The organism is Acidovorax sp. A1169 (assembly GCF_030704685.1).
Taxonomy (GTDB): Bacteria; Pseudomonadota; Gammaproteobacteria; order Burkholderiales; family Burkholderiaceae_C; genus Acidovorax.
In genome coordinates this window covers 74,085-92,341 of record NZ_JAUZDX010000020.1, presented here as the reverse complement: position 1 = coordinate 92,341, position 18,257 = coordinate 74,085, and the positions used below count along the sequence as shown (strand labels likewise).

The following is an 18,257-nucleotide window of genomic DNA, read 5'->3' as shown; positions in this document are numbered from 1 at the left end:
TTTTTTACCACCCCAAGGAGACAACCCATGAGCAGTTCCAACCCCCGCAGTTTTCCCAAGATCACGGAGAGTGGCCTTGACGATCTGCGCCAGCGCATCGGCGTGAAGATCGGCCAGATGGCCGAGCCCTGGTGCTTCGAGGCCACGCGCGACAACATCCGCCACTATGCCCACGGCATCGGCGACGACAACCCGCTGTGGTGCGACCCCGAGTACGCCGCGAAGTCCCACTACCGCGGCATCGTCGCCCTGCCCAGCTTCCTGTTCTCCACCAGCCGCATAGTCTCGGGCTATGTCGGCGGGCTGCCTGGCGTGCATGCCATGTGGTCGGGTTCGGACTGGACCTGGCACAAGCCCCTGCACCGCAACGACGAGATCCGCACCGAGGCCTACCTCAAGGATCTGGTGGAGCACCAGACACGCTTTGCCGGGCGCGCCGTGCAGCAGATCTACCACGTCGATTTCTTCAACCAGCAGGGCGACAAGGTGGCCGAGGCCGACAGCTGGTGCTTTCGCACCGAGCGCGACCATGCGCGCGAACAGGGCACCAAGTACAAGGAGGTGCGCGCACGCGAGCCGCGCCGCTACACCGACGAAGAATTGAACGAGGCCTTCAAGCTCTACCGCAACGAAGAGATCCGCGGTGCCACGCCCCGCTACTGGGAGGACGTGAAAGAAGGCGAAGACCTGCCGGTGCTCTTCAAGGGCCCGATGACCGTGACCGGCTTCATCGCCTATGCCCAGGGCTGGGGCGGCCTGTACATCCGCGCGAACAAGCTCGCCTGGAAGCTCATCGACTCGCACCCTGGCGTGGGCATCAAGAACCGCTTCGGCATTCCCGACGTGCCAGAGCGCGTGCACTGGGAAGAAGACTTTGCGCTGGAAGTGGGCGCACCGGGTGCCTACGACTACGGCCCGGAGCGCACCTCCTGGCTCACCCACCAGTTGACCAACTGGATGGGCGACACCGGTTTCCTGCAAAAGGCGAGTTGCAAGATCCGCCGCCACAACCCCGAAGGCGACCTGCTGTTCATCAAGGGCAAGGTCAAGCGCAAGTACACCGAGAACGGCCAGCACCTGGTCGAGATCGAGCAGGAAGCGCACAACCAGGACGGCGAGCTCTCGGTGGTCGGAAGCGGCGTGGTGGCCCTGCCATCGCGGGGATGACATCCGATGCCTACGACCCCTACCGGCGCACTGCAGGGGCTGAAAGTCATCGACCTGACGCGTGTGCTCGCCGGGCCGCTGTGCACCCAGGTCCTCGCGGACCAGGGGGCCGACGTGGTGAAGATCGAGCCACCCACGGGCGATGAAACCCGCCGGCTCGGACCGCCCTTCGACAGCGCGGGCAGTGCAGCCTACTTTTCCGCACTCAACCGGGGCAAGCGGGCCATGAGCCTGGACCTGTCGATGCCGCAGGCGCAGGAGGTGCTGCACCGGCTGCTCGGCGATGCCGACGTGCTGGTGGAGAACTTCCTGCCGGGAACCATGGAGCGCTGGGGCCTGGGCTACGAACAGGCCCTGGCCGAGCGCTATCCGCGCCTGGTCTACTGCAACATCACGGGCTTCGGGGCGGACGGCCCGCTGGGCGGGCTGCCCGGGTACGACGCGGTGCTGCAGGCCCTGTGCGGGCTGATGAGCGTCAACGGCGACGAATCCTGCGGGGCCACCCGCATCGGGATTCCCGTGGTCGACCACCTGACCGGCTACGTGGCGCTCTCGGGCATCCTGATGGCGCTGCATGCACGGGCTGCGGATGGGCGCGGCCAGCGCGTGGAGGCGGCGCTCTATGACACGGCGCTCAGCCTGCTGCTGCCGCATGCCTCGAACTGGCTGGCGTCGCAGAAGGACCCCGAGCTGCTGGGCAGCGCGCACCCCAACATCGCGCCTTACGACAAGTTCAGGGCCCGTGACGGGGAACTGTTCATCGGGATCATGACCGACGTCCAGTTCCAGCGGTTCTGCAGCCACGTCGGCCTGCAGGCGCTGATCGCGGACGAGCGTTTCACCTCCAACGCCCAGCGGCTGGTGCACCGGGACGCGCTCAAGCAAGCCATCGAGACGGCCATTGCGTCCATGGACTGCGAGCCGCTGTGCGAGTCGCTGATGCGCGCGGGCGTGCCCGCCGGTGCGGTGAACTCGATCCCGCGGGCCTTGGCCCACGCGCACTGCGCGCACCGGCAGATGCTGGTGCAGCGGGACGGCTACACCGGCGTGCGCTCGCCGATGCGGCTGATGGGCACGCCGGGCGTGGCCGGGGCGAGCCCGCCCCGGTTTGCGCAGGACGCGGCGCAGATATTGGAAAGCCTGGGTTTCAGCGCCCAGGAGCGAGACCAGCTGCAGGGCAGCGGCGCAGCCCCCGCAACACGGCGATAGCGTTTCGATCAAGAATACACAAGGAGACAACAATGCGACTGATTGCTGCAGTGATGGCGGCCGCCTGTGCCATGGCGAGCCCGGCACCGGTGGGCGCCCAGACCTACCCCGCCAAGCCGATCAAGATCATCGTGGCCTACCCTGCCGGGCAGGGCACGGACATCGCCACCAGGTACCTGGCCGAGCAGATGTCCCGCGACCTGGGGCAGGCCATCGTGATCGACAACCGGCCGGGCGCCGGGGGCAACCTGGGCAAGGAGATCGCGGCCCAGGCCGCGCCCGACGGCTACACCCTGACCATGGGGACGAATGCGACCCATGCGCTCAACCAGTACCTGTATGCGCGGGTGCCGTTCGACGCGGAGCGGGACTTCGAGCCCGTCGTCCTGGTGGGCACCTTCCCCATGGTCGTGGCGGTCAACAGCCAGTCGCCCTTTCACACCCCCAAGGAACTGGTGGACACCGCCGCCCGCAGCACGCGGTCTGCCGACATCGCCATGCCCAGCACCAGTGCGCGCCTGGTGGTGGAACTGCTCAAGCAGCGCTCGGGGGCCCCGGTGTTTGGCGTGCCCTACAAGGGCTCGGGCAATGCCATGACCGATGTGCTGGGCGGGCAGTTGCCGGTGATCGTGGACACCCCCACCAGCCTCAGGCCCCACCTCGCCTCGGGCAAGGTGCGCGCGATCGCCGTCACGTCGAGCAAGCCCAGCACCCTGGTGCCGGGCGTCAAGACCATGGACGAGCAGGGCTACGCCGGCTTCGAGGTGATCGCCTGGAACGCCTTGTACGCGCCCAAGAACACCCCGGCGGCGGTGGTCGCCACACTCAACGCCGCCATGAACAAGGTGCTGCAGCGCCCCGAGGCACGGCACAAGCTGCTGGAGCTGGGCTTCGAGCCCGCGGGCGGCACCGCCGTCCATCTCCGGGAGTTCGCCCTGTCCGAGCGCAAGAAGTGGCAGCCGGTTATCCACGCGGCCGACATGAAGGTCGATTGAGCCCGACAGCCCGGCGCAGGCTCTCGTGCCAAGCCTGCAAAAGCTAGTCGGGCATGCCGCCGTCGGCGGGCAGCGGCACATACACCAGGCAGGTGCGCAGGACCTGCTCCTGCTCCAGGCCTTGAGCGCCCCGGGAGGTCCTCAGGGCCTGCACCTCCACCTTCGCGCGCTCGGCACCTGCGTCCAGCAGGCGGGCGCGAAAGGTGACGAAATCGCCCAGCCTGGGCATCGCCTCGACCTCGATGGCATCGAGCTGCACCAGCGCCACGTTGCGCCTGAAATGGCCGCCCGGCAGCACGGCGCCCGCCTGGTCGAGTTGCCCCAGCACCCAGCCGATGGGAATCTGCCCACCGATCCCCAGGTCTGCAGGCATGGGAATGGTGCGAAGAACCGTCTGGAGACCTTCGCCGGGAATGGGGTCGCTATCGAACGCCATGCCCTAACTCCGCGCCACCAGCAGGTTGCCGATGGCCTGGGCTTCGCGCAGCATCATCGCGGCCAGTTCAGTGGTTTCGGTGGCATTGAGCTGGCTGGACATGCCAGCCGCCACCAGGGTGTGCGTGAGGCTTCCGCCGGGCGAACAGATGGGCACGGCGACCACGGTGAGGCCACTCATGAAGTTGTCGCGGTCCAGGCTCCAGCCCTGCGCCCGGGCCAGCTCCACCTCGCGCCTCCAGGTGTCGAAGGCGGGCTTCTTGTCCCATTGCGTGGCATTGAACTTCTGGCGCAGCTGCGTCCAGTTCTCTCCGCTGTAGGCGGCGATCAGCCGGCCGGTGGCACTGGCCAGGTGGGAGAACTGGCTGCCCACGTCGGTGTGCAGGCGAAACGGCTGGTTCGAGCGCGACAGCGCGAGCACCACGACGGACTGCTTGGGCGTGATCTCCACACCCATGGCCGTGACCCCTCGGGTGGACGCGAGGCGGTCGAGCGCGGGCTGCACGAGCTGCGCGAAGCCGCTGCTCTCCAGCACGCTGCGGGCCAGGCTGATCATGCCGCTGCCCAGCAAGTAGCGCTTGGTGGCCGGGTCCACGCTGACCAGTTCCTCGCTGACCAGCACGCGCAGGATGTGCAGGCAGGTGCTGGGCACCAGGCCCAGCTCATCGGCGATGGCCTTGACACCCAGGCCCTGCTTGGCGTTTCCGAGGAAGCGAAGGATGGCAATGGACCGGCTGACGGCTGGCACGGGCCGCACGCGCACGGCGGGCTTTTGGGGGGTCGGCGGCGCCGGCTCGGACGTCGGTGTGCGCTTTGGAGGCATGAAAAGGGGCGAGGGCCAAATTTGCATGATAGTGCAGGGCTGCTGGGGCGAGCCCTTGGAACCCCGCGCCGTCCCTGGTGCCGGGAGGCCGGCCCTCATGCGAGTCGCTCCGCGGGCAGCACTTTTATGATCGCCTGCGCGCGCAGGACCATCTGGCCATCGACCGCCACACTGCCCTGCATGAACACCATCTGGTGGGTGCGGTGCGTGATTTGCGCCCGCGCCTGTGCAAACTGCCCCTGCCGCACGGCGGTCAAAAACTGCGAGTCGAGCTGCAGCGTGACACACGGCACCCGGCCGCTGGCCTCCCACGCCACGGTGCTGATCGCATGGTCCACCAGGGTGAGCAGCGCGCCGCCATGCACCACCCCGGCAGGATTGAGGTGCGCCGGTGCCATCAGGAAGCCATAGGCCCATCCGTCCCCTTCTCGCCGGGTCCACAGCGGTCCGGCCGTACCGGCGAAACCCGCCAGGGATCGCACCTGCCAACCACCCTCTTCCGGGGACGCGGGCGCTCCACCCGGTACTGCCTGCGCATCGGTCATGGCGATCACTCCATCTTTTGTACAAAACATCATTCAATTGTCTCCATACAATTTTATGACAAAGGCACCAACAATGGAAGGTATGGCGCTATCCGAGATCCGACCCCGCACCGCAGACAGCGCCCTGCGAAAGGGGGCATGCGGGAAGATGACGAAGTGCCGGGGATAGGGGGCGCTGCGCGCAGAAGTCCCAGGCCAGAAATGCAGCACAGTAGATGTGAGCAGCCCGGCGGGGTCGCCGGCAAGGCCCGGGAAGGCCAGGCGCACCAACGGAGCACGGCGTTGCGCCGCGCCCTCAGACCGCGTTCACCGGCTCAGTGCGTGTGCAGCGCGGGCGCGGGCAGCGATGCCCGCCCGCGGTACTCGCTCGGGCTGTAGCCCGTGTGGGCCTTGAACACGCGGCTGAAGTGGCCGCTGTTGCGAAAGCCCCAGGAGATGGCGATGTCCGTCACCGAGCGATGGGCGTGCGCCGGGTGGCGCAGCTCGCGCAGGCAAGCCTCGAGCCGGCGCTGCTGGATGGTGGCGGCCAGGGTATCGCCATCGTCGGTCATGGCGTTGTACAGGTGGCGCCGGCTGCAGTTGAGCGCCTGCGCGATGCGGTCGATGGTCAGTTCGGGGTCGGCCAGGTGGCGGTCGATGTACTGGCCGATGCGGTCGCGCAGGGCCTCGCGCTGCGATACGGCGCTGTGCTGGCCATTGCGTTCGAGCAGCGACAGCTGCACCAGGTGCGTGATCACGTCGGCCACGCCGTCCGCTGCCGCATCGGACATGCGGGGCAGCTCGGTGAAGGCGGCGCGCATGGTGTCCCAGGCCAAGCGCGAGACGCCGCTGGTGCCCGAAAAGCGCTGCACCATCAGGTCGTCGAGCTTGAGCTTGCGCTCTGGCATCTGCTCCTTGGGGATCATCAGCACCATCTGGCGCACGGCCTCGTGGTTGCTCACGGCGTAGGCGCGCGTGGTGTCGTACACGCTCCACTCGCCGGGCGAGAGCCAGACCTGGCGGCCGTTCTGCTCGAAGCAGGCGCGCCCTTCGAGCTGCGCTACCACCTTGATATAGGCCCGGTCGCTGCCGCGGATGAGGCTGGGGGTGCGCACCACGCGGTGGCGGCTCACGTCGAGCTGGCACAGGTTGACGTAGCCCGCCTGGCCCGAGGTGATGTGGCCGGCAAAGGCCTCATCGCCGAAGGCATCCGACTCCAGCCCGCCAATGAGCCGCCACACCGCGTCGCCCCACAGGTGCAGGCGGTCGCGCGGTGCCACGGTATCGGTGGATACCTCGGTCAGGGGGTGGGCCATGGTGTCTCCAGTACAGCGGCTGACGCCGCCGGTATGCCCCGGATTATCCGGCGGCTGCCTATTCCCCGGTGCAGCGCGGAAATCCGGGTAAACCCGCTGCGCCGTGCACGCTGGGACCAGCGTTTTGTGCACGCTCAGCACAGCACCCCGAAGCCCTCCTGCCTACGATCGGTCAACGGCTTGCACCATGCGGGCCGCCCCTACCAGGAGACACAAGAATGGTTCAACAATCCAAACGCCAATGGATCAAGGGCGTGGCCGCCACCGTGGGCGCCATGTCGGTCGCCCCGCACCTGCTGGCCCAGTCCGGCCCCGTGCGCGTGGGCTATGCCATCGCCCGCACGGGCCCCTGGGCTGCGGGCGCCCAGGTCAGCCAGGAGCCCAACTACCTGCTGTGGGCCGAGCAGGTGAACGCCGCTGGGGGCCTGAACATCAAGGGCGCGAAACGCCCCATCGAACTCATCGGCTACGACGACCGCAGCGAGACCGAGACCTGCGTGCGCACTTTCGAGAAGCTCATGGGCAGCGACAAGGTGGACCTGATCCTGCCGCCCTGGGGCTCGGGCGCCAACTTCGCCATTGCCCCGCTGGCCAACCGCTTCGGCTACCCGCTGCTGGCGCCCACGGCGCTGTCGCGCAAGCTGATCGACATGAACCTGCCGTACTTCTTCTCGCTGCTGCAGCAGCCCGACAAGATGATGGGCGCGCTGGTGGACATGCTGGTGGCCAACGGCGTCAAATCGATCGCTATCGTCTACATGGACGACCTGTTCGGCCTGGAAAACTTCGCCGCGCTGAACAGCGCACTCAAGAAGACCAGCATCCAGGTGGTGGAGAGGAAGAGCTACCCCCTGGGCGTGAAGGATCTGGCACCCGTGCTGCGCGGCATCAAGGACCTGAACCCCGATGCCTTCATCGGCATCACCTACCCGCCCGACACCATCCTGGCCAGCCGCCAGGCGCGCGAGGTGGGGCTGAACCCCAAGTTCTTCTACGCCTCGGTGGGCACGGCCTTCCAGCTGTACAAGAACGTGATGCAGGCCAACACCGAGGGCGTGATCGGCATGGGCTCGTGGAGCGTGAAGACCAGCCCCGATGCCAAGGCCTACTTCGACGCCCACGTGAAGAAATTCAACAAGGAGCCCGACCGCTGGGCCAGCGGCCACGCCTGGGCGGGCCTGCAGATACTGCAGCAGGCGGTGGAGAAGGCGGGGCTGGACCGCAAGGCGCTGCGCGAGCACATCGCCAAGAACGAGTTCAAGACCATCCTGGGCGGCATCCGCTTTGCGGGCAGCGAGAACGCATCCATCCCCGGCACCGTGAGCCAGTGGCAGGGCGGCGACTTCGAGGTGGTCTGGCCCAAGGACCGCGCGACGGCACAGCTGAACACCAGCAAACCTGCCTGGAAGTAAAAAGTGTCCTTGCTTTCCTGGGCCGAACTGGTCGCCAGTGGCCTCATTACCGGCGGTATCTATGCGCTGGTGGCCATGGGCCTGAACCTGCAATACGGGCTGATGCGCATCATGAACATCTCGCATGGCGAGTTTCTGATGCTCGGCGCCTTCCTGACCTGGTGGGCGCATACCGCCTGGGGCTGGTCACCGCTGGCGCTGATGCCGCTGGCCTTCATCGCGCTGTTCGTGCTGGGCGTGGCGGTGCATGCACTGTGCTTCAAACGCCTGGCGGCGCGCGCACCGAACGTGGACGTGTTCGAGGCACGCAGCCTGATGGTGGGCTTTGGCCTGATGTTCCTGGTGCAGAACACCGCCCTGCTGATCTGGGGCGGCGACCTGCGCGGCTATGAATACCTGGCCGACCCGGTGCAGGTGGCGGGCATGCGTTTCACCGAGAACAAGCTGGTGCTGTTCGGCGTGGCGCTGGCGCTGTCGGCCGCGCTGATCGCGCTGCTCAAGCTCACCTTGCTGGGCAAGGCCGTGCGGGCGCTGATGCAGTCGCCCACCGGGGCGCAGCTGGTGGGCATCAACACCCGGCGCCTGCACCCGATGATGTTCGGCATTGGCCTGGGCCTCTCGGGCGTGGCCGGTGCGCTGCTGTCGATGACCTACGAGATCTCTCCCTCGATGGGCGAGCCCTACACCGTGACCGCGCTGATCGTGATCACGCTGGGCGGTTTCGGCAGCCTGGCGGGCAGCCTGGCCGGCGGCCTGCTGCTCGGTGTGGTCGAAGCCCTGGGCATGCATTTCAGCAGCCCGTCTCTCAAGATGCTGCTGAGCTATGCGGTGTTCATCGGCGTGCTGATCTGGCGCCCCAACGGTCTATTCAGCAAAAAATGAAACTCCATTCCAACAAACCCTGGCTCGCGCTCGCAGCGGGCACGGCCGTGGTCGGCACCCTGCCCTGGCTGGTGTCCGAGTTCATGGCATCGGTGCTGCTCAGCTGCCTGATGTACATCGCGCTGGCCACCAGTTGGTCGCTGTTCTGCGGTGCCACGCGCTACCTGTCGCTGGCCACCTCGGCCTTCTTCGGCGTCGGGGCCTATGCCAGCGCCACGCTGCTGAATGTGCTGCCCTGGCCGCTGGTGGTACTGGCCGGTGCGCTGATCGCGGCCGTGGTGGCCATCGTGATGGGTGCGGCGGTGCTGCACCTGCGCGGCACCTATTTCGCGGTGCTCACCTTCGGCATGACGGAGCTGATCCGCCACGCCGTGACCTTTGTCGAAAAGCAGGTGTCGGGCACGGTGGGCCGCGTGCTCACGGTGGTGCCCAGCAACGAGACGGTGTACCTCACGGTGCTGCTGATCGCGGCGGCGGCCATTGCCACGTCGATTGCGGTAAAGCGCAGCCGCTTCGGCCTGGCGCTTGCAGGCATCGGTGCCGACGAGCAGCGCGCACAGACGCTGGGGGTGGACACGCGGCTGGCCAAGATCGCGGGCTTCGGCATCACCGCAGCGTTTGCGGGCGCCGTGGGTGCGGCCATGGCCGTGCGCTGGACCTACATCGAGCCGGCGGCCGTGTTCAGCCCCTTCATCGGCTTCCAGACGGTGCTGATCGCGCTGATCGGCGGTGCGGCCAGTATCGGCGGACCGGTGCTCGCGGCCATCGTCTTCAGCCTGCTGGCCGAGACGCTGCGGCTGCAGCTGCCCTATGGCTACATGATGGTGCTGGGCCTGCTGCTCATCCTGTGCGTGATGTATCTGCCCAACGGGCTGGCCACGCTGTGGCAGCGCAAGCGGGCGGCCACGCCTGCAGCGGAGGCGGGCCATGTCTGAGGCATTGTTGACCATCGACGCCGTGACCGTGCGCTTCGGCGGCCTGACCGCCGTGGACGGCGTAAGCGCCACGCTGCATGCGGGCGAGCTCATCGGCATCATCGGCCCCAACGGCGCGGGCAAGACCACCTTTTTCAACGCGATCTCGGGCGTGCAGCCACCGACCTCGGGCACTTTGCACTGCGGGGGCGACGACCTTACCGGCAAGGGGCCGCACCACTACGCGGCCCACGGCATTGCGCGCACCTTTCAGACGCCGCGTGTGTTCCCGGACATGACAGTGCGCGACAACGTGCGCTTCGGCATGCAGTTCGCGGGCCGCCATCGCCAGGGCCCCGTGGGCCTGCGCAATGAGGACGAGATCCTGGCCATGCTGGGCCTGTCGGCCCTGGCCGACCGGCCTGCCGCCGACGTGACGCCTTCGCAGCAGCGCCTGCTGGAGATCGGCATGGCACTGGGCACGCGCCCGCGCCTGCTGCTGCTCGACGAAGTGGCCGCCGGCCTGACCGAGGCCGAGGTGGACGCCATGGCCCAGCGCATCCGTCGCCTGCGCGACGACTGGGGGCTGACCGTGGTGTGGATCGAGCATGCGGTGACCACCCTGCTCAAGTACGTGGAGCGCGTGCTGGTGTTGCACCAGGGCCGCAAGATCGCCGACGGCACACCCGCCGAGGTGGTGCGCGACCCGCAGGTAATCGAGGCCTATCTGGGAGATGAAATGGCCACACCAGCAACGCACGAAGGAGCCACGGCATGAGCGGCACACAGCTATCGGTGCAGGGGCTGACCACGGGCTACGCGGGGTTCCAGGTGCTGCAGGACCTGTCGCTCCAGGCCCAGCCCGGCATCACCGTGATCGTGGGCCCCAACGGAGCGGGCAAGACCACGCTGCTCAAGGCGCTGGCCGGCCTGCTGCCACGCCAGGGCACGGTGCTGCTCGACGGCCAACCGGTGCCCGCGATGAATGCCACGGCCTGCGTTCAGCGCGGCCTGGCCCTGGTGGCCGAGGGCCGCCAGCTGTTTCCGCAGATGACGGTGACCGAGAACCTGGAACTCGGCGGCTGGCTGGTGCCTTCGCGCATGCGCGCCGTGCGACTGGCCCAGGCCTTCGAAGACTTTCCGCGCCTCAAGGAGCGTGCGCAGCAGCTTGCCGGCACCATGAGCGGCGGCGAGCAGCAGATGGTGGCCGTGGCCCGCGCCATGATGAGCGGCCCGCGCCTGCTGATGCTGGACGAGCCCTCGCTCGGCCTGGCGCCGCGCATGGTGGACGAGCTGCTGGCCATCGTGCAGCGCATTGCGTCGCAGGGGGTCACGGTGCTCATGGTGGAGCAGAACGTGCGCAAGGCGCTGCAGGTGGCGCAACGCGGCTATGTGCTTGAGCGCGGGCGCATCGTCGCCACGGGTGATGCATCCACCTTGTTGCAATCCGATGCGGTTCGCCAGGCTTACCTCGGCGTCGCCTGACCTCTCTTCTTCTTGTTTTTTCTTTCCTTGTTGTCCAGGAGCTATTCATGACTGCCATTTCCATGCTGATCAACGGCGAACGCGTTCAGTCCTCCGGCGGTGCCACCTTCGAGCGCCGCAACCCGCTCGACGGGTCTGTGGCCACCACGGCCCCAGCCGCCACCGTGGCCGATGCCAAGGCCGCCGCCGATGCTGCAGCCAAGGCCTTCCCCGCCTGGTCGGCCCTGGGCCCGAATGCGCGCCGTGCGCTGCTGCTCAAGGCCGCCCACGCGCTCGAAGCCAAAGGCGATGCCTTTGCCGCCGCCATGGCCGCAGAGACCGGTGCCTCGGGCCTGTGGGCCGGCTTCAACGTGCACCTGGCCGCCGGCCTGCTGCAGGAAGCCGCGGCCCTGACCACGCAGATCGCGGGTGAGGTGATCCCGTCGGACGTGCCCGGCAGCCTGGCCATGGGCGTGCGCCAGGCCGCAGGCGTGGTGCTGGGCATCGCGCCGTGGAACGCGCCCATCATCCTCGGCGTGCGCGCCATCGCCACGCCGCTGGCCTGCGGCAACACGGTGATCCTGAAAGGCTCGGAGCTGAGCCCCGCCACGCACGGCCTGATCATCGAGGCCCTGCAGGAGGCCGGCCTGCCCCCGGGCGTGGTGAACTTCGTGACCAATGCACCCGCCGACGCGGGTGCGGTCGTCGAGGCCATCGTGGCCCACCCGGCCGTGCGCCGCGTGAACTTCACGGGCTCAACCAAGGTCGGCCGCATCGTCGCGCAGACCTGCGCCAAGTACCTCAAGCCCACGGTGCTGGAGCTCGGCGGCAAGGCCCCGCTGGTGGTGCTGGACGATGCGGACGTGGACGCGGCGGTGGACGCCGCCGTGTTCGGCTCGTTCGCCAACTCGGGTCAGATCTGCATGTCCACCGAGCGCATCGTGGTCGACGCCTCCATCGCCAACGACTTCGTCGCCCGCTTCGCGGCGCGCGCGCAGGCGCTGCCGCTGGGCGACCCGCGCAAGGGCCCGGTGGTGCTCGGCTCGGTGGTGGACATGGCCACCGTGCAGCGCTGCAACGCGCTGATCGAGGACGCCCTGGCCAAGGGCGCCAAGCTGGTGTGCGGCGGCAAGAGCGAGAACACGCTGATGGCCGCGACCATCATTGACCACGTGACGCCCGAGATGGACATCTACCGCGAGGAATCCTTCGGCCCGCTCAAGCCCATCGTACGCGTGAACGGCGTGGAGGAAGCGATTGCCTGCGCCAACGACAACGAGTTCGGTCTGTCCGCCGCCGTCTTCGGCCGCGACATCGCCCGCGCCTGGAACGTGGCTGCGCGCATCGAATCGGGGATCTGCCATGTCAACGGGCCTACCGTGCATGACGAGGGGCAGATGCCGTTTGGCGGGGTGAAGAATTCTGGGTGGGGGCGGTTTGGGGGGATGGCGGGGGTGCGGGAGTTCACGGAGCTGCGCTGGATTACGGTGCAGACTACTGCGCGGCACTATCCGTTCTGAGGGCCTTTGGCTGCCTGGGCCGTCCATGGTGCATGGCCAGGCACGGTGCCATGAAGTCCCTTCCATGGCACCTGCACAACGTGCCCCAGGTCATTTCATGCTGCAGCCCACTACGTAGGGTCCACCACTGCCACTCCAGTCAGCGTGACATTGTTGCCAACGGGCGGACCGTACACATTGGCGGGATTGGACGAGTAGGCGTAAGCATCAACTACCTCCTTGTTCCATGCCACGGCGGCTGCGCTGAACGCAGCCTGATCGCCCGAGGCATTCTCCAGGCCTGACAGAAGCTGCCCCAGTTGCAGAGCAACGATACCCACATTGGCTTTGCCCACCAGCACCAGATAATTCTTCAACGTGGCTTGCAGCCCCTGATTGGGTAACAACCCCAAGTTCCCCATGAGCTTGGTGGACAGCATATCCTCCGTCAAGTGAGTGAAAGCCGCGCCAAACTGCAAGGCGTAGGCGGTGCTCCCGACCGACGTCGCCATCTCCACCTGTCTGGCATATACAGGATGCACAGGGGACTGATCGTTGAACGCCTGATTCAGGATCGTCGTGACAACGTAAGGCTCATCAAGAAAGTTCTGTGCCATCAAAAAACTCCAGAGAAAGGGCCGATCAGGCCGAGGTCCATGAGGCGTCTGCCAATGCCGACACACCGACCAGCTTGACGAGACTGTCGTTGGCGTTCAGGGTTGCCACAGCATCGTTGACCAGGATGTAGGTGTCGGCACCGTAGCGGAAGGCAATGGCTTTGTTGGCGCCTGCGGTGGTGGCGGCCAATGCCACGGCATCCAGCAGCGAGGACGCCGCCGCAATGCCGGCCAGTTGCGCAGAGGCAGGGGCTGCCTTGGCCGTTGAGTCAGAACCGAACAGACGGATCACATCGACCCCGCTTTCGAAATCCGTGACGCGAATGAACGACCGGCCCAGCGCAGCGTCCGAACTGGTGTCCAGATCGCGCGCCGTGGCGCCCGCCAAACCCACGATCGTCAACGTGTCGCTTCCACGGCCCAGGGTGACCTCGTGCGCATTGGCGGCTCCGACGATGACGGTATCGTCACCAGCACCGGCATCAATGGCCACTCTGCCACCGGAAGCCTCGTTAACGTTGATCCGGTCGCCCGCCGTGCCACCGATGATGCCCACCGGCGTGCTTCCCGTGGTGGTGAACGCCAGGTCCAGGGCCCCTGTCAGCCCGGTTGCATTGATGACCTCCACATGGGCGCCGGTCACGGTGGTGGTCAGCGCCTGGTCACCCCAGATCCGGATTTCCTCGGCAGCATCGGCCGTGATCCTGGCGGTGTTATTGGTGGTGGTTTCCACATTGCCGGCAGAGCTACGGACCAACAGTAGCTCGATGCCCGGCGCGATCACCTCGTCGAGTCCCGTCGCATCGGCCAGCAAGATGTTGGCGGAGTCCAGCGTGCCGGAGGCGCCCGCGAACTTCACGGTCAGCGGTCCGCCGGACAGGGAGTTCTGCACGCCCACGGTGGTCTTCAGGCTGACGTCTGCAAACGTGGCCGGGCGCGTGGCCCCATTCCCCCACAACATCCTGATGTCTGTCGCATTGGCAGAACTGAACTTAGCGGATTCTCCTGCGGTGATGATGACCGTTTCAATGCCATACAGCTTGGGCGCCACGGATTCACCCCCACCCAGCGTGGCCATGAGCATGTCCCCGCGTCCGCCATCCCCCCCACCGTTGAGTAGGTCCGGAGAGCCCAGCAGCCCAGGTGCAGGAGCCAGAAAAACGTCGTCATACAAGGTGCCGCTCAGGACATCCACGCTGCTGGTCAATGTCAGCGTGGTCCCTGTACCCACATTGAAGTAGGAATTTCCTACAGGTCCCATTCCGTTTGCAGGGTTGCTGGAATAGGCATGCGAGGCGGTCACCTCATTGTTCCAACGCACCGCAGCAGCCGAGTAGATGGCCAGGTCACCGGTGGCGTTTTCAAGCCCTGACAGTATCTGGCCCAGTTGCAATGCAACCGTTCCGACATTGATCTTGCCGATGGCGATCAGGTAGTCCTTCAACGCCACTTGCAGATCTGCATTGGGCAACAAGCCAAGATTGGTTAGCACCATGGTAGACAATGCGTCCTCGGACATACCCCCATGGCTGGCGCTGTACTGTCGCGCCAGTTCGTTGATACCTATCGAGGGAATGGCGGCCAACTGGTTGGTGTAGATCTCGTAAGTGCGCGACTCGTTGGAGATCGCCCGATGCAGCATCGAGAGGTCTGCATGGATACCGGATACTTGTGCGGGCATGGGTGGTTTCGCTGTTCGGTTGAAGGACTGCTTGTCACGCAATGGACCATGACGCATCGGCCAGCGCGTCCACGCCGGTGAGCTTGACCAGGCTGTCATTGACGCCCAATGCTGCGACGCCATCGTTCACGAAAATGTAGGTATCGGCACCATGGCGGAAGGCGATTGCCTTGTTGGCGCCTGCCGTGGTTGCCGCCAATGACACGGCATCCGGCAGGGAAGTTGCTGCAGCCATACTGGCCAGTTGCGCATCGCTCGGGGCTACCTTGGCCGTCGAGGAGGCGCCATGCAGCCGTATCACATCGGTGCCGCTCGAAAAGCCCCGCACCTCGATGGCCGATGCGGCAAGAGTGGCTGCCGATCCCAGGTCCATGTCCTTGGCCAGAGCGCCTGCCAGGCCTGTGATGGTCAGCGTATCCGCCCCATCGCCCAGGGTGAGCTTGTGGCGGGCCTGGGCGTTGGCGGTGATGGCAACGCCCCCTGCGGTGCCGGCCAGCGCCAGGTCCAGCGCCGACTTGAATGCCGAGGCGTCGACAACGGACACCCTGGCACCGGTCACGGTGCTAACCAGGGCCTGGTCACCCAGGATGACGATTTTTTCCGCCTGGGCCGCACTGATTTTGGCGCTGTTGACCGTGGTGGCGGCGACCGTGCCGGCCTTACTCCAGACGTTCAGGTGCTCAATATTGGCAACGACGATTTCGTCACGGCCCACTGCATCGGCGAACACAATGTTGGCCGAATCCATCGGACCGGAGACATCGCTGAAATTCACGGTCAGGACACCACCCGTGACGGAGTTCTGGATGCCGACGGAGGTGGCCAATTTCACGTCCGAGAATGTGGCCGCACCCTCTGCGGCATAGACCCACAGTTCCTGCAGACCGGCGGTATCCCCGGCACCCAATTCGGCCCCTGCGCCTGCGGTGATGTAAACCTTCTCGACGCTGCGCAACCCAGGGGTGACCTTGCTTGCGGCTGCAAGGGTCGCCCTGAGGGTATCGAGACCCTCGGCGCCATCGATCACATCCGCCGTCGAGAGAAAGCCCGCGGTGCTTGCCAGGATCGTGTCCTTGTCGGCCGTGGTCTTGAACCTGGCATCTGCCGCGGCAGGCGATACCGCATCATTGCCAGAGGTCAGCGAAAGGGTGACGCCCATGGCAGGGATAGGGGGCCCCGCGCTGGGGTTGTAAGGGTCGCTGGAATATTTATAGGAATCCGCCAGCTCTTGATTCCATGCCACAGCGGCCGCATTGAACGCCGATTGGGCGCCCGTGGCGTGTTCCAGCCCCGAGAGGATCTGGCCCAACTGCAGGGCCACGACGCCGACATTGGCTTTGCCCACGGACACCAGGTAGTCCCGCAGCGCGGTCTGCAGACCCGCATTCGGAAGCACACCTAGACTGCCCAAGAGCTTGGTAGACAACTGGTCTTCCGTCATGCTGGTAAAGCCGGAGCCAAACGACAACGCAAACGCATGGATGCCGCTCGATGTGACCATTGCGACCTGGTTGTTGTACACCGTGTAGGTAGGCGATTGGTCGTTGAACACCCGGTTCAGGATCGTCGTGACAACGAGGGGATCATCAAGAAAGTTCTGTGCCATCAAGTGCTCCGCAAACGGCCCATCAGGCCGAGGTCCAAGAGGCATCGGCCAGCGCCGTCACACCGGTCAGCTTGACCAGGCTGTCGTTCTCCCCCAAGGCCGCAGTGCCATCGTTCACGAGGATGTAGGTGTCCGCTCCATAGCGGAAGGCAATGGCCTTGTTGGCACCTGCCGTGGTCGCGGCCAGGGCTGTTGCGTCCAGCAGCGAAGCCGATGCTGCGATGCTGGCCAGCTCCGCAGCGCCGGGTACCGCCTTCGCCGTTCCCTTGGCAGCGTCCAGCTGGATCGAGTCGATGCCACCGGCAAAGCCGGCTACTTCGATGGCCGAAGCAGCCAGCGTGGACGATGTGCCGAGGTTGATGTCCTTGGCCGCATCGCCTGCCAGGCCCGTGATTTTCAGTGTGTCAGCGCCGTCACTCAAGGTGATCTTGTGGGCGGCCTGCGCATTGACCGCCACTGCAACGCCGCTGGTGCCAGCGAGCGTCAGGCCCAGGGCCTTTGTCAGCGCCGTGGCATCGACCACGGCCACCCGGGCGCCAGCCACCGTGGTGGTCAGGGCCTGGTCGCCCCAGATGACAATTTTTTCAGCCTGGGCGGCGGTGATTCGGGCGCTGTTGACCGTGGTGCCCGCAATCGTACCGGCCGTGCTTTTCACGCTCAGGGTTTCGATATTCGCAATGATGACTTCGTGGTTGCCCGTGGCATCGGCCAGCACAATGGTGGACGCGTTCATTGGGCCAGAGGCATTCGTGAAGTTCACGGTCAAAGCGCCGCCCGCGACGGAGTTCTGGATGCCTACGATGGTCCCCAGGGCCACGCCAGAAAACGTCGCGGAGGCCTCTGCGGCATTGATCCACAACTCGGTCAGGCCCGTGGTGCCAGCGGCGCTGAATTCAGCACCGGCCCCTGCGGTGATGTAGACCTTTTCGATACTGCGCAGTACCGGCGCCACCGAAACGCCATTTGCCAGGGTCGCCCGCAGGATATCGATCCCCCCAGCGCCGTCGATGTCGTCGGCGCTGGAAAGGAAACCCGCAGGCGTTGCAAGAATGGTGTCGTTGTTGGCAGTGCTCTTGAACTTGGCATGCGGCGCAGTCGGGGATATTGCGTCGTCCCCGGACGTGAGTGCCAGAGTCACGCCGGTGACGGCGTTTGGGCCCTCCTCGGGGACTCCGGCAGATGTATTGGCCGGGTTGTTTGAGAACGTGTACGAGTCCACCAGTTCCTTGTTCCACGCCACAGCGGCCACATTGAACACCGCCTGGTCCCCCTTGGCTTGCTCCAGCCCCGACAGGATCACGCCCAGTTGCAGGGCCACGATGCCCACATTGGCTTTGCCCACGGACTCCAAGTAGTCCCGCAGCGCGGTCTGCAGGCCCGCATTGGGCAGCACGCCCAGGTTGCCAAGCAGTTTGGTGGACAGCTGGTCTTCCGTCAGGCCGGCAAAGGCCGCGCCAAATGACAGGGCAAAAGCGTTGATGCCTACCGACACGGACATGGCCACCTGGTTGTTGTAGACCGCGTTGGACGGCGATTGGTTGGTGAAAGCACGATTCAAAATCGTCGGGATGATTTCAATGTCAAAAGGAGACAAGGTTGATGGCATCGAAGGCTCCAGAATCCAAGGGGTGCAAACCGGCGGGCGAATCACCGAAGATATGCGCTTGTGCTATCGCATCAAAAGACACATCCACCCGCCCTACGACGGCCGTG

The 18,257-nt window shown here is 65.9% G+C and carries 17 protein-coding genes; 9 read left to right on the top strand and 8 right to left on the bottom strand.

Annotation, left to right across the window (positions count from 1 at the left end):
- The first annotated feature begins 27 nt into the window (after positions 1–27).
- From QYL93_RS25545 to QYL93_RS25535, 3 genes are read left to right on the top strand one after another with little or no spacing between them, the layout of a single operon-like run.
- Positions 28–1,167 (top strand): MaoC family dehydratase N-terminal domain-containing protein, encoded by a 1,140-nt coding sequence (locus QYL93_RS25545; RefSeq protein WP_305746295.1) that lies wholly within the window; start codon positions 28–30, stop codon positions 1,165–1,167.
- Between the two features lie 6 nt (positions 1,168–1,173).
- Complete coding sequence (locus tag QYL93_RS25540) at positions 1,174–2,376, top strand: CaiB/BaiF CoA-transferase family protein (protein WP_305746294.1); 1,203 nt, start codon at positions 1,174–1,176, stop codon at positions 2,374–2,376.
- 32 nt (positions 2,377–2,408) lie between these two features.
- A complete protein-coding gene (locus QYL93_RS25535) occupies positions 2,409–3,371 on the top strand; it encodes a tripartite tricarboxylate transporter substrate binding protein (RefSeq protein ID WP_305746293.1) in 963 nt (320 codons plus the stop codon).
- A 43-nt stretch (positions 3,372–3,414) separates the two neighbouring features.
- On the opposite strand, the gene QYL93_RS25530 is transcribed toward QYL93_RS25535, so the two are convergent.
- The 4 genes from QYL93_RS25530 to QYL93_RS25515 form a co-directional block, all read right to left on the bottom strand.
- Positions 3,415–3,744 carry a hypothetical protein gene (locus QYL93_RS25530; RefSeq protein WP_305746292.1) on the bottom strand — a complete coding sequence of 110 codons (330 nt, stop codon included), beginning with the start codon at positions 3,742–3,744 and terminating at the stop codon, positions 3,415–3,417.
- 66 nt (positions 3,745–3,810) lie between these two features.
- Positions 3,811–4,629, bottom strand: a complete 819-nt coding sequence (locus QYL93_RS25525) for an IclR family transcriptional regulator (protein WP_305746291.1) — start codon at positions 4,627–4,629, stop codon at positions 3,811–3,813.
- Between the two features lie 95 nt (positions 4,630–4,724).
- Positions 4,725–5,174 (bottom strand): PaaI family thioesterase, encoded by a 450-nt coding sequence (locus QYL93_RS25520; RefSeq protein ID WP_305746290.1) that lies wholly within the window; start codon positions 5,172–5,174, stop codon positions 4,725–4,727.
- Between the two features lie 314 nt (positions 5,175–5,488).
- Entirely contained in the window at positions 5,489–6,469 is a 981-nt protein-coding gene (locus tag QYL93_RS25515) for a helix-turn-helix domain-containing protein (RefSeq protein ID WP_305746289.1), read from the bottom strand.
- 218 nt (positions 6,470–6,687) lie between these two features.
- On the opposite strand from QYL93_RS25515, the gene QYL93_RS25510 reads away from it, so the two are divergent.
- Genes QYL93_RS25510 through QYL93_RS25485 form a run of 6 tightly spaced genes read left to right on the top strand, consistent with a single transcriptional unit; the run spans position 6,688 to position 12,661 of the window.
- The gene (locus QYL93_RS25510) at positions 6,688–7,881 is read left to right on the top strand and encodes an amino acid ABC transporter substrate-binding protein (protein WP_305746288.1); all 1,194 of its coding nucleotides are present in this window, start codon (positions 6,688–6,690) and stop codon (positions 7,879–7,881) included.
- A 3-nt stretch (positions 7,882–7,884) separates the two neighbouring features.
- On the top strand, positions 7,885–8,763 hold the full coding sequence (locus QYL93_RS25505) for a branched-chain amino acid ABC transporter permease (protein WP_305746287.1): 879 nt from the start codon (positions 7,885–7,887) through the stop codon (positions 8,761–8,763).
- On the top strand, positions 8,760–9,698 hold the full coding sequence (locus QYL93_RS25500) for a branched-chain amino acid ABC transporter permease (RefSeq protein WP_305746286.1): 939 nt from the start codon (positions 8,760–8,762) through the stop codon (positions 9,696–9,698). Before QYL93_RS25505 ends, QYL93_RS25500 begins: the two co-directional genes overlap by 4 nt.
- Positions 9,691–10,455 carry an ABC transporter ATP-binding protein gene (locus QYL93_RS25495; protein WP_305746285.1) on the top strand — a complete coding sequence of 255 codons (765 nt, stop codon included), beginning with the start codon at positions 9,691–9,693 and terminating at the stop codon, positions 10,453–10,455. The genes QYL93_RS25500 and QYL93_RS25495 overlap by 8 nt, the downstream gene beginning before the upstream one ends.
- Positions 10,452–11,162 (top strand): ABC transporter ATP-binding protein, encoded by a 711-nt coding sequence (locus tag QYL93_RS25490; RefSeq protein WP_305746284.1) that lies wholly within the window; start codon positions 10,452–10,454, stop codon positions 11,160–11,162. The genes QYL93_RS25495 and QYL93_RS25490 overlap by 4 nt, the downstream gene beginning before the upstream one ends.
- 47 nt (positions 11,163–11,209) lie before the next feature.
- Positions 11,210–12,661 (top strand): aldehyde dehydrogenase, encoded by a 1,452-nt coding sequence (locus tag QYL93_RS25485; protein ID WP_305746283.1) that lies wholly within the window; start codon positions 11,210–11,212, stop codon positions 12,659–12,661.
- Positions 12,662–12,771: 110 nt separating this feature from the next.
- On the opposite strand, the gene QYL93_RS25480 is transcribed toward QYL93_RS25485, so the two are convergent.
- Genes QYL93_RS25480 through QYL93_RS25465 form a run of 4 tightly spaced genes read right to left on the bottom strand, consistent with a single transcriptional unit; the run spans position 12,772 to position 18,150 of the window.
- On the bottom strand, positions 12,772–13,257 hold the full coding sequence (locus tag QYL93_RS25480; RefSeq protein WP_305746282.1) for a hypothetical protein: 486 nt from the start codon (positions 13,255–13,257) through the stop codon (positions 12,772–12,774).
- Between the two features lie 25 nt (positions 13,258–13,282).
- Positions 13,283–14,938, bottom strand: coding sequence for a bluetail domain-containing putative surface protein (locus tag QYL93_RS25475; RefSeq protein WP_305746281.1), 1,656 nt, complete (start codon positions 14,936–14,938; stop codon positions 13,283–13,285).
- Between the two features lie 34 nt (positions 14,939–14,972).
- Entirely contained in the window at positions 14,973–16,544 is a 1,572-nt protein-coding gene (locus QYL93_RS25470; protein WP_305746280.1) for a bluetail domain-containing putative surface protein, read from the bottom strand.
- Between the two features lie 22 nt (positions 16,545–16,566).
- Positions 16,567–18,150 (bottom strand): bluetail domain-containing putative surface protein, encoded by a 1,584-nt coding sequence (locus tag QYL93_RS25465; RefSeq protein ID WP_305746279.1) that lies wholly within the window; start codon positions 18,148–18,150, stop codon positions 16,567–16,569.
- Positions 18,151–18,257: the final 107 nt, after the last annotated feature.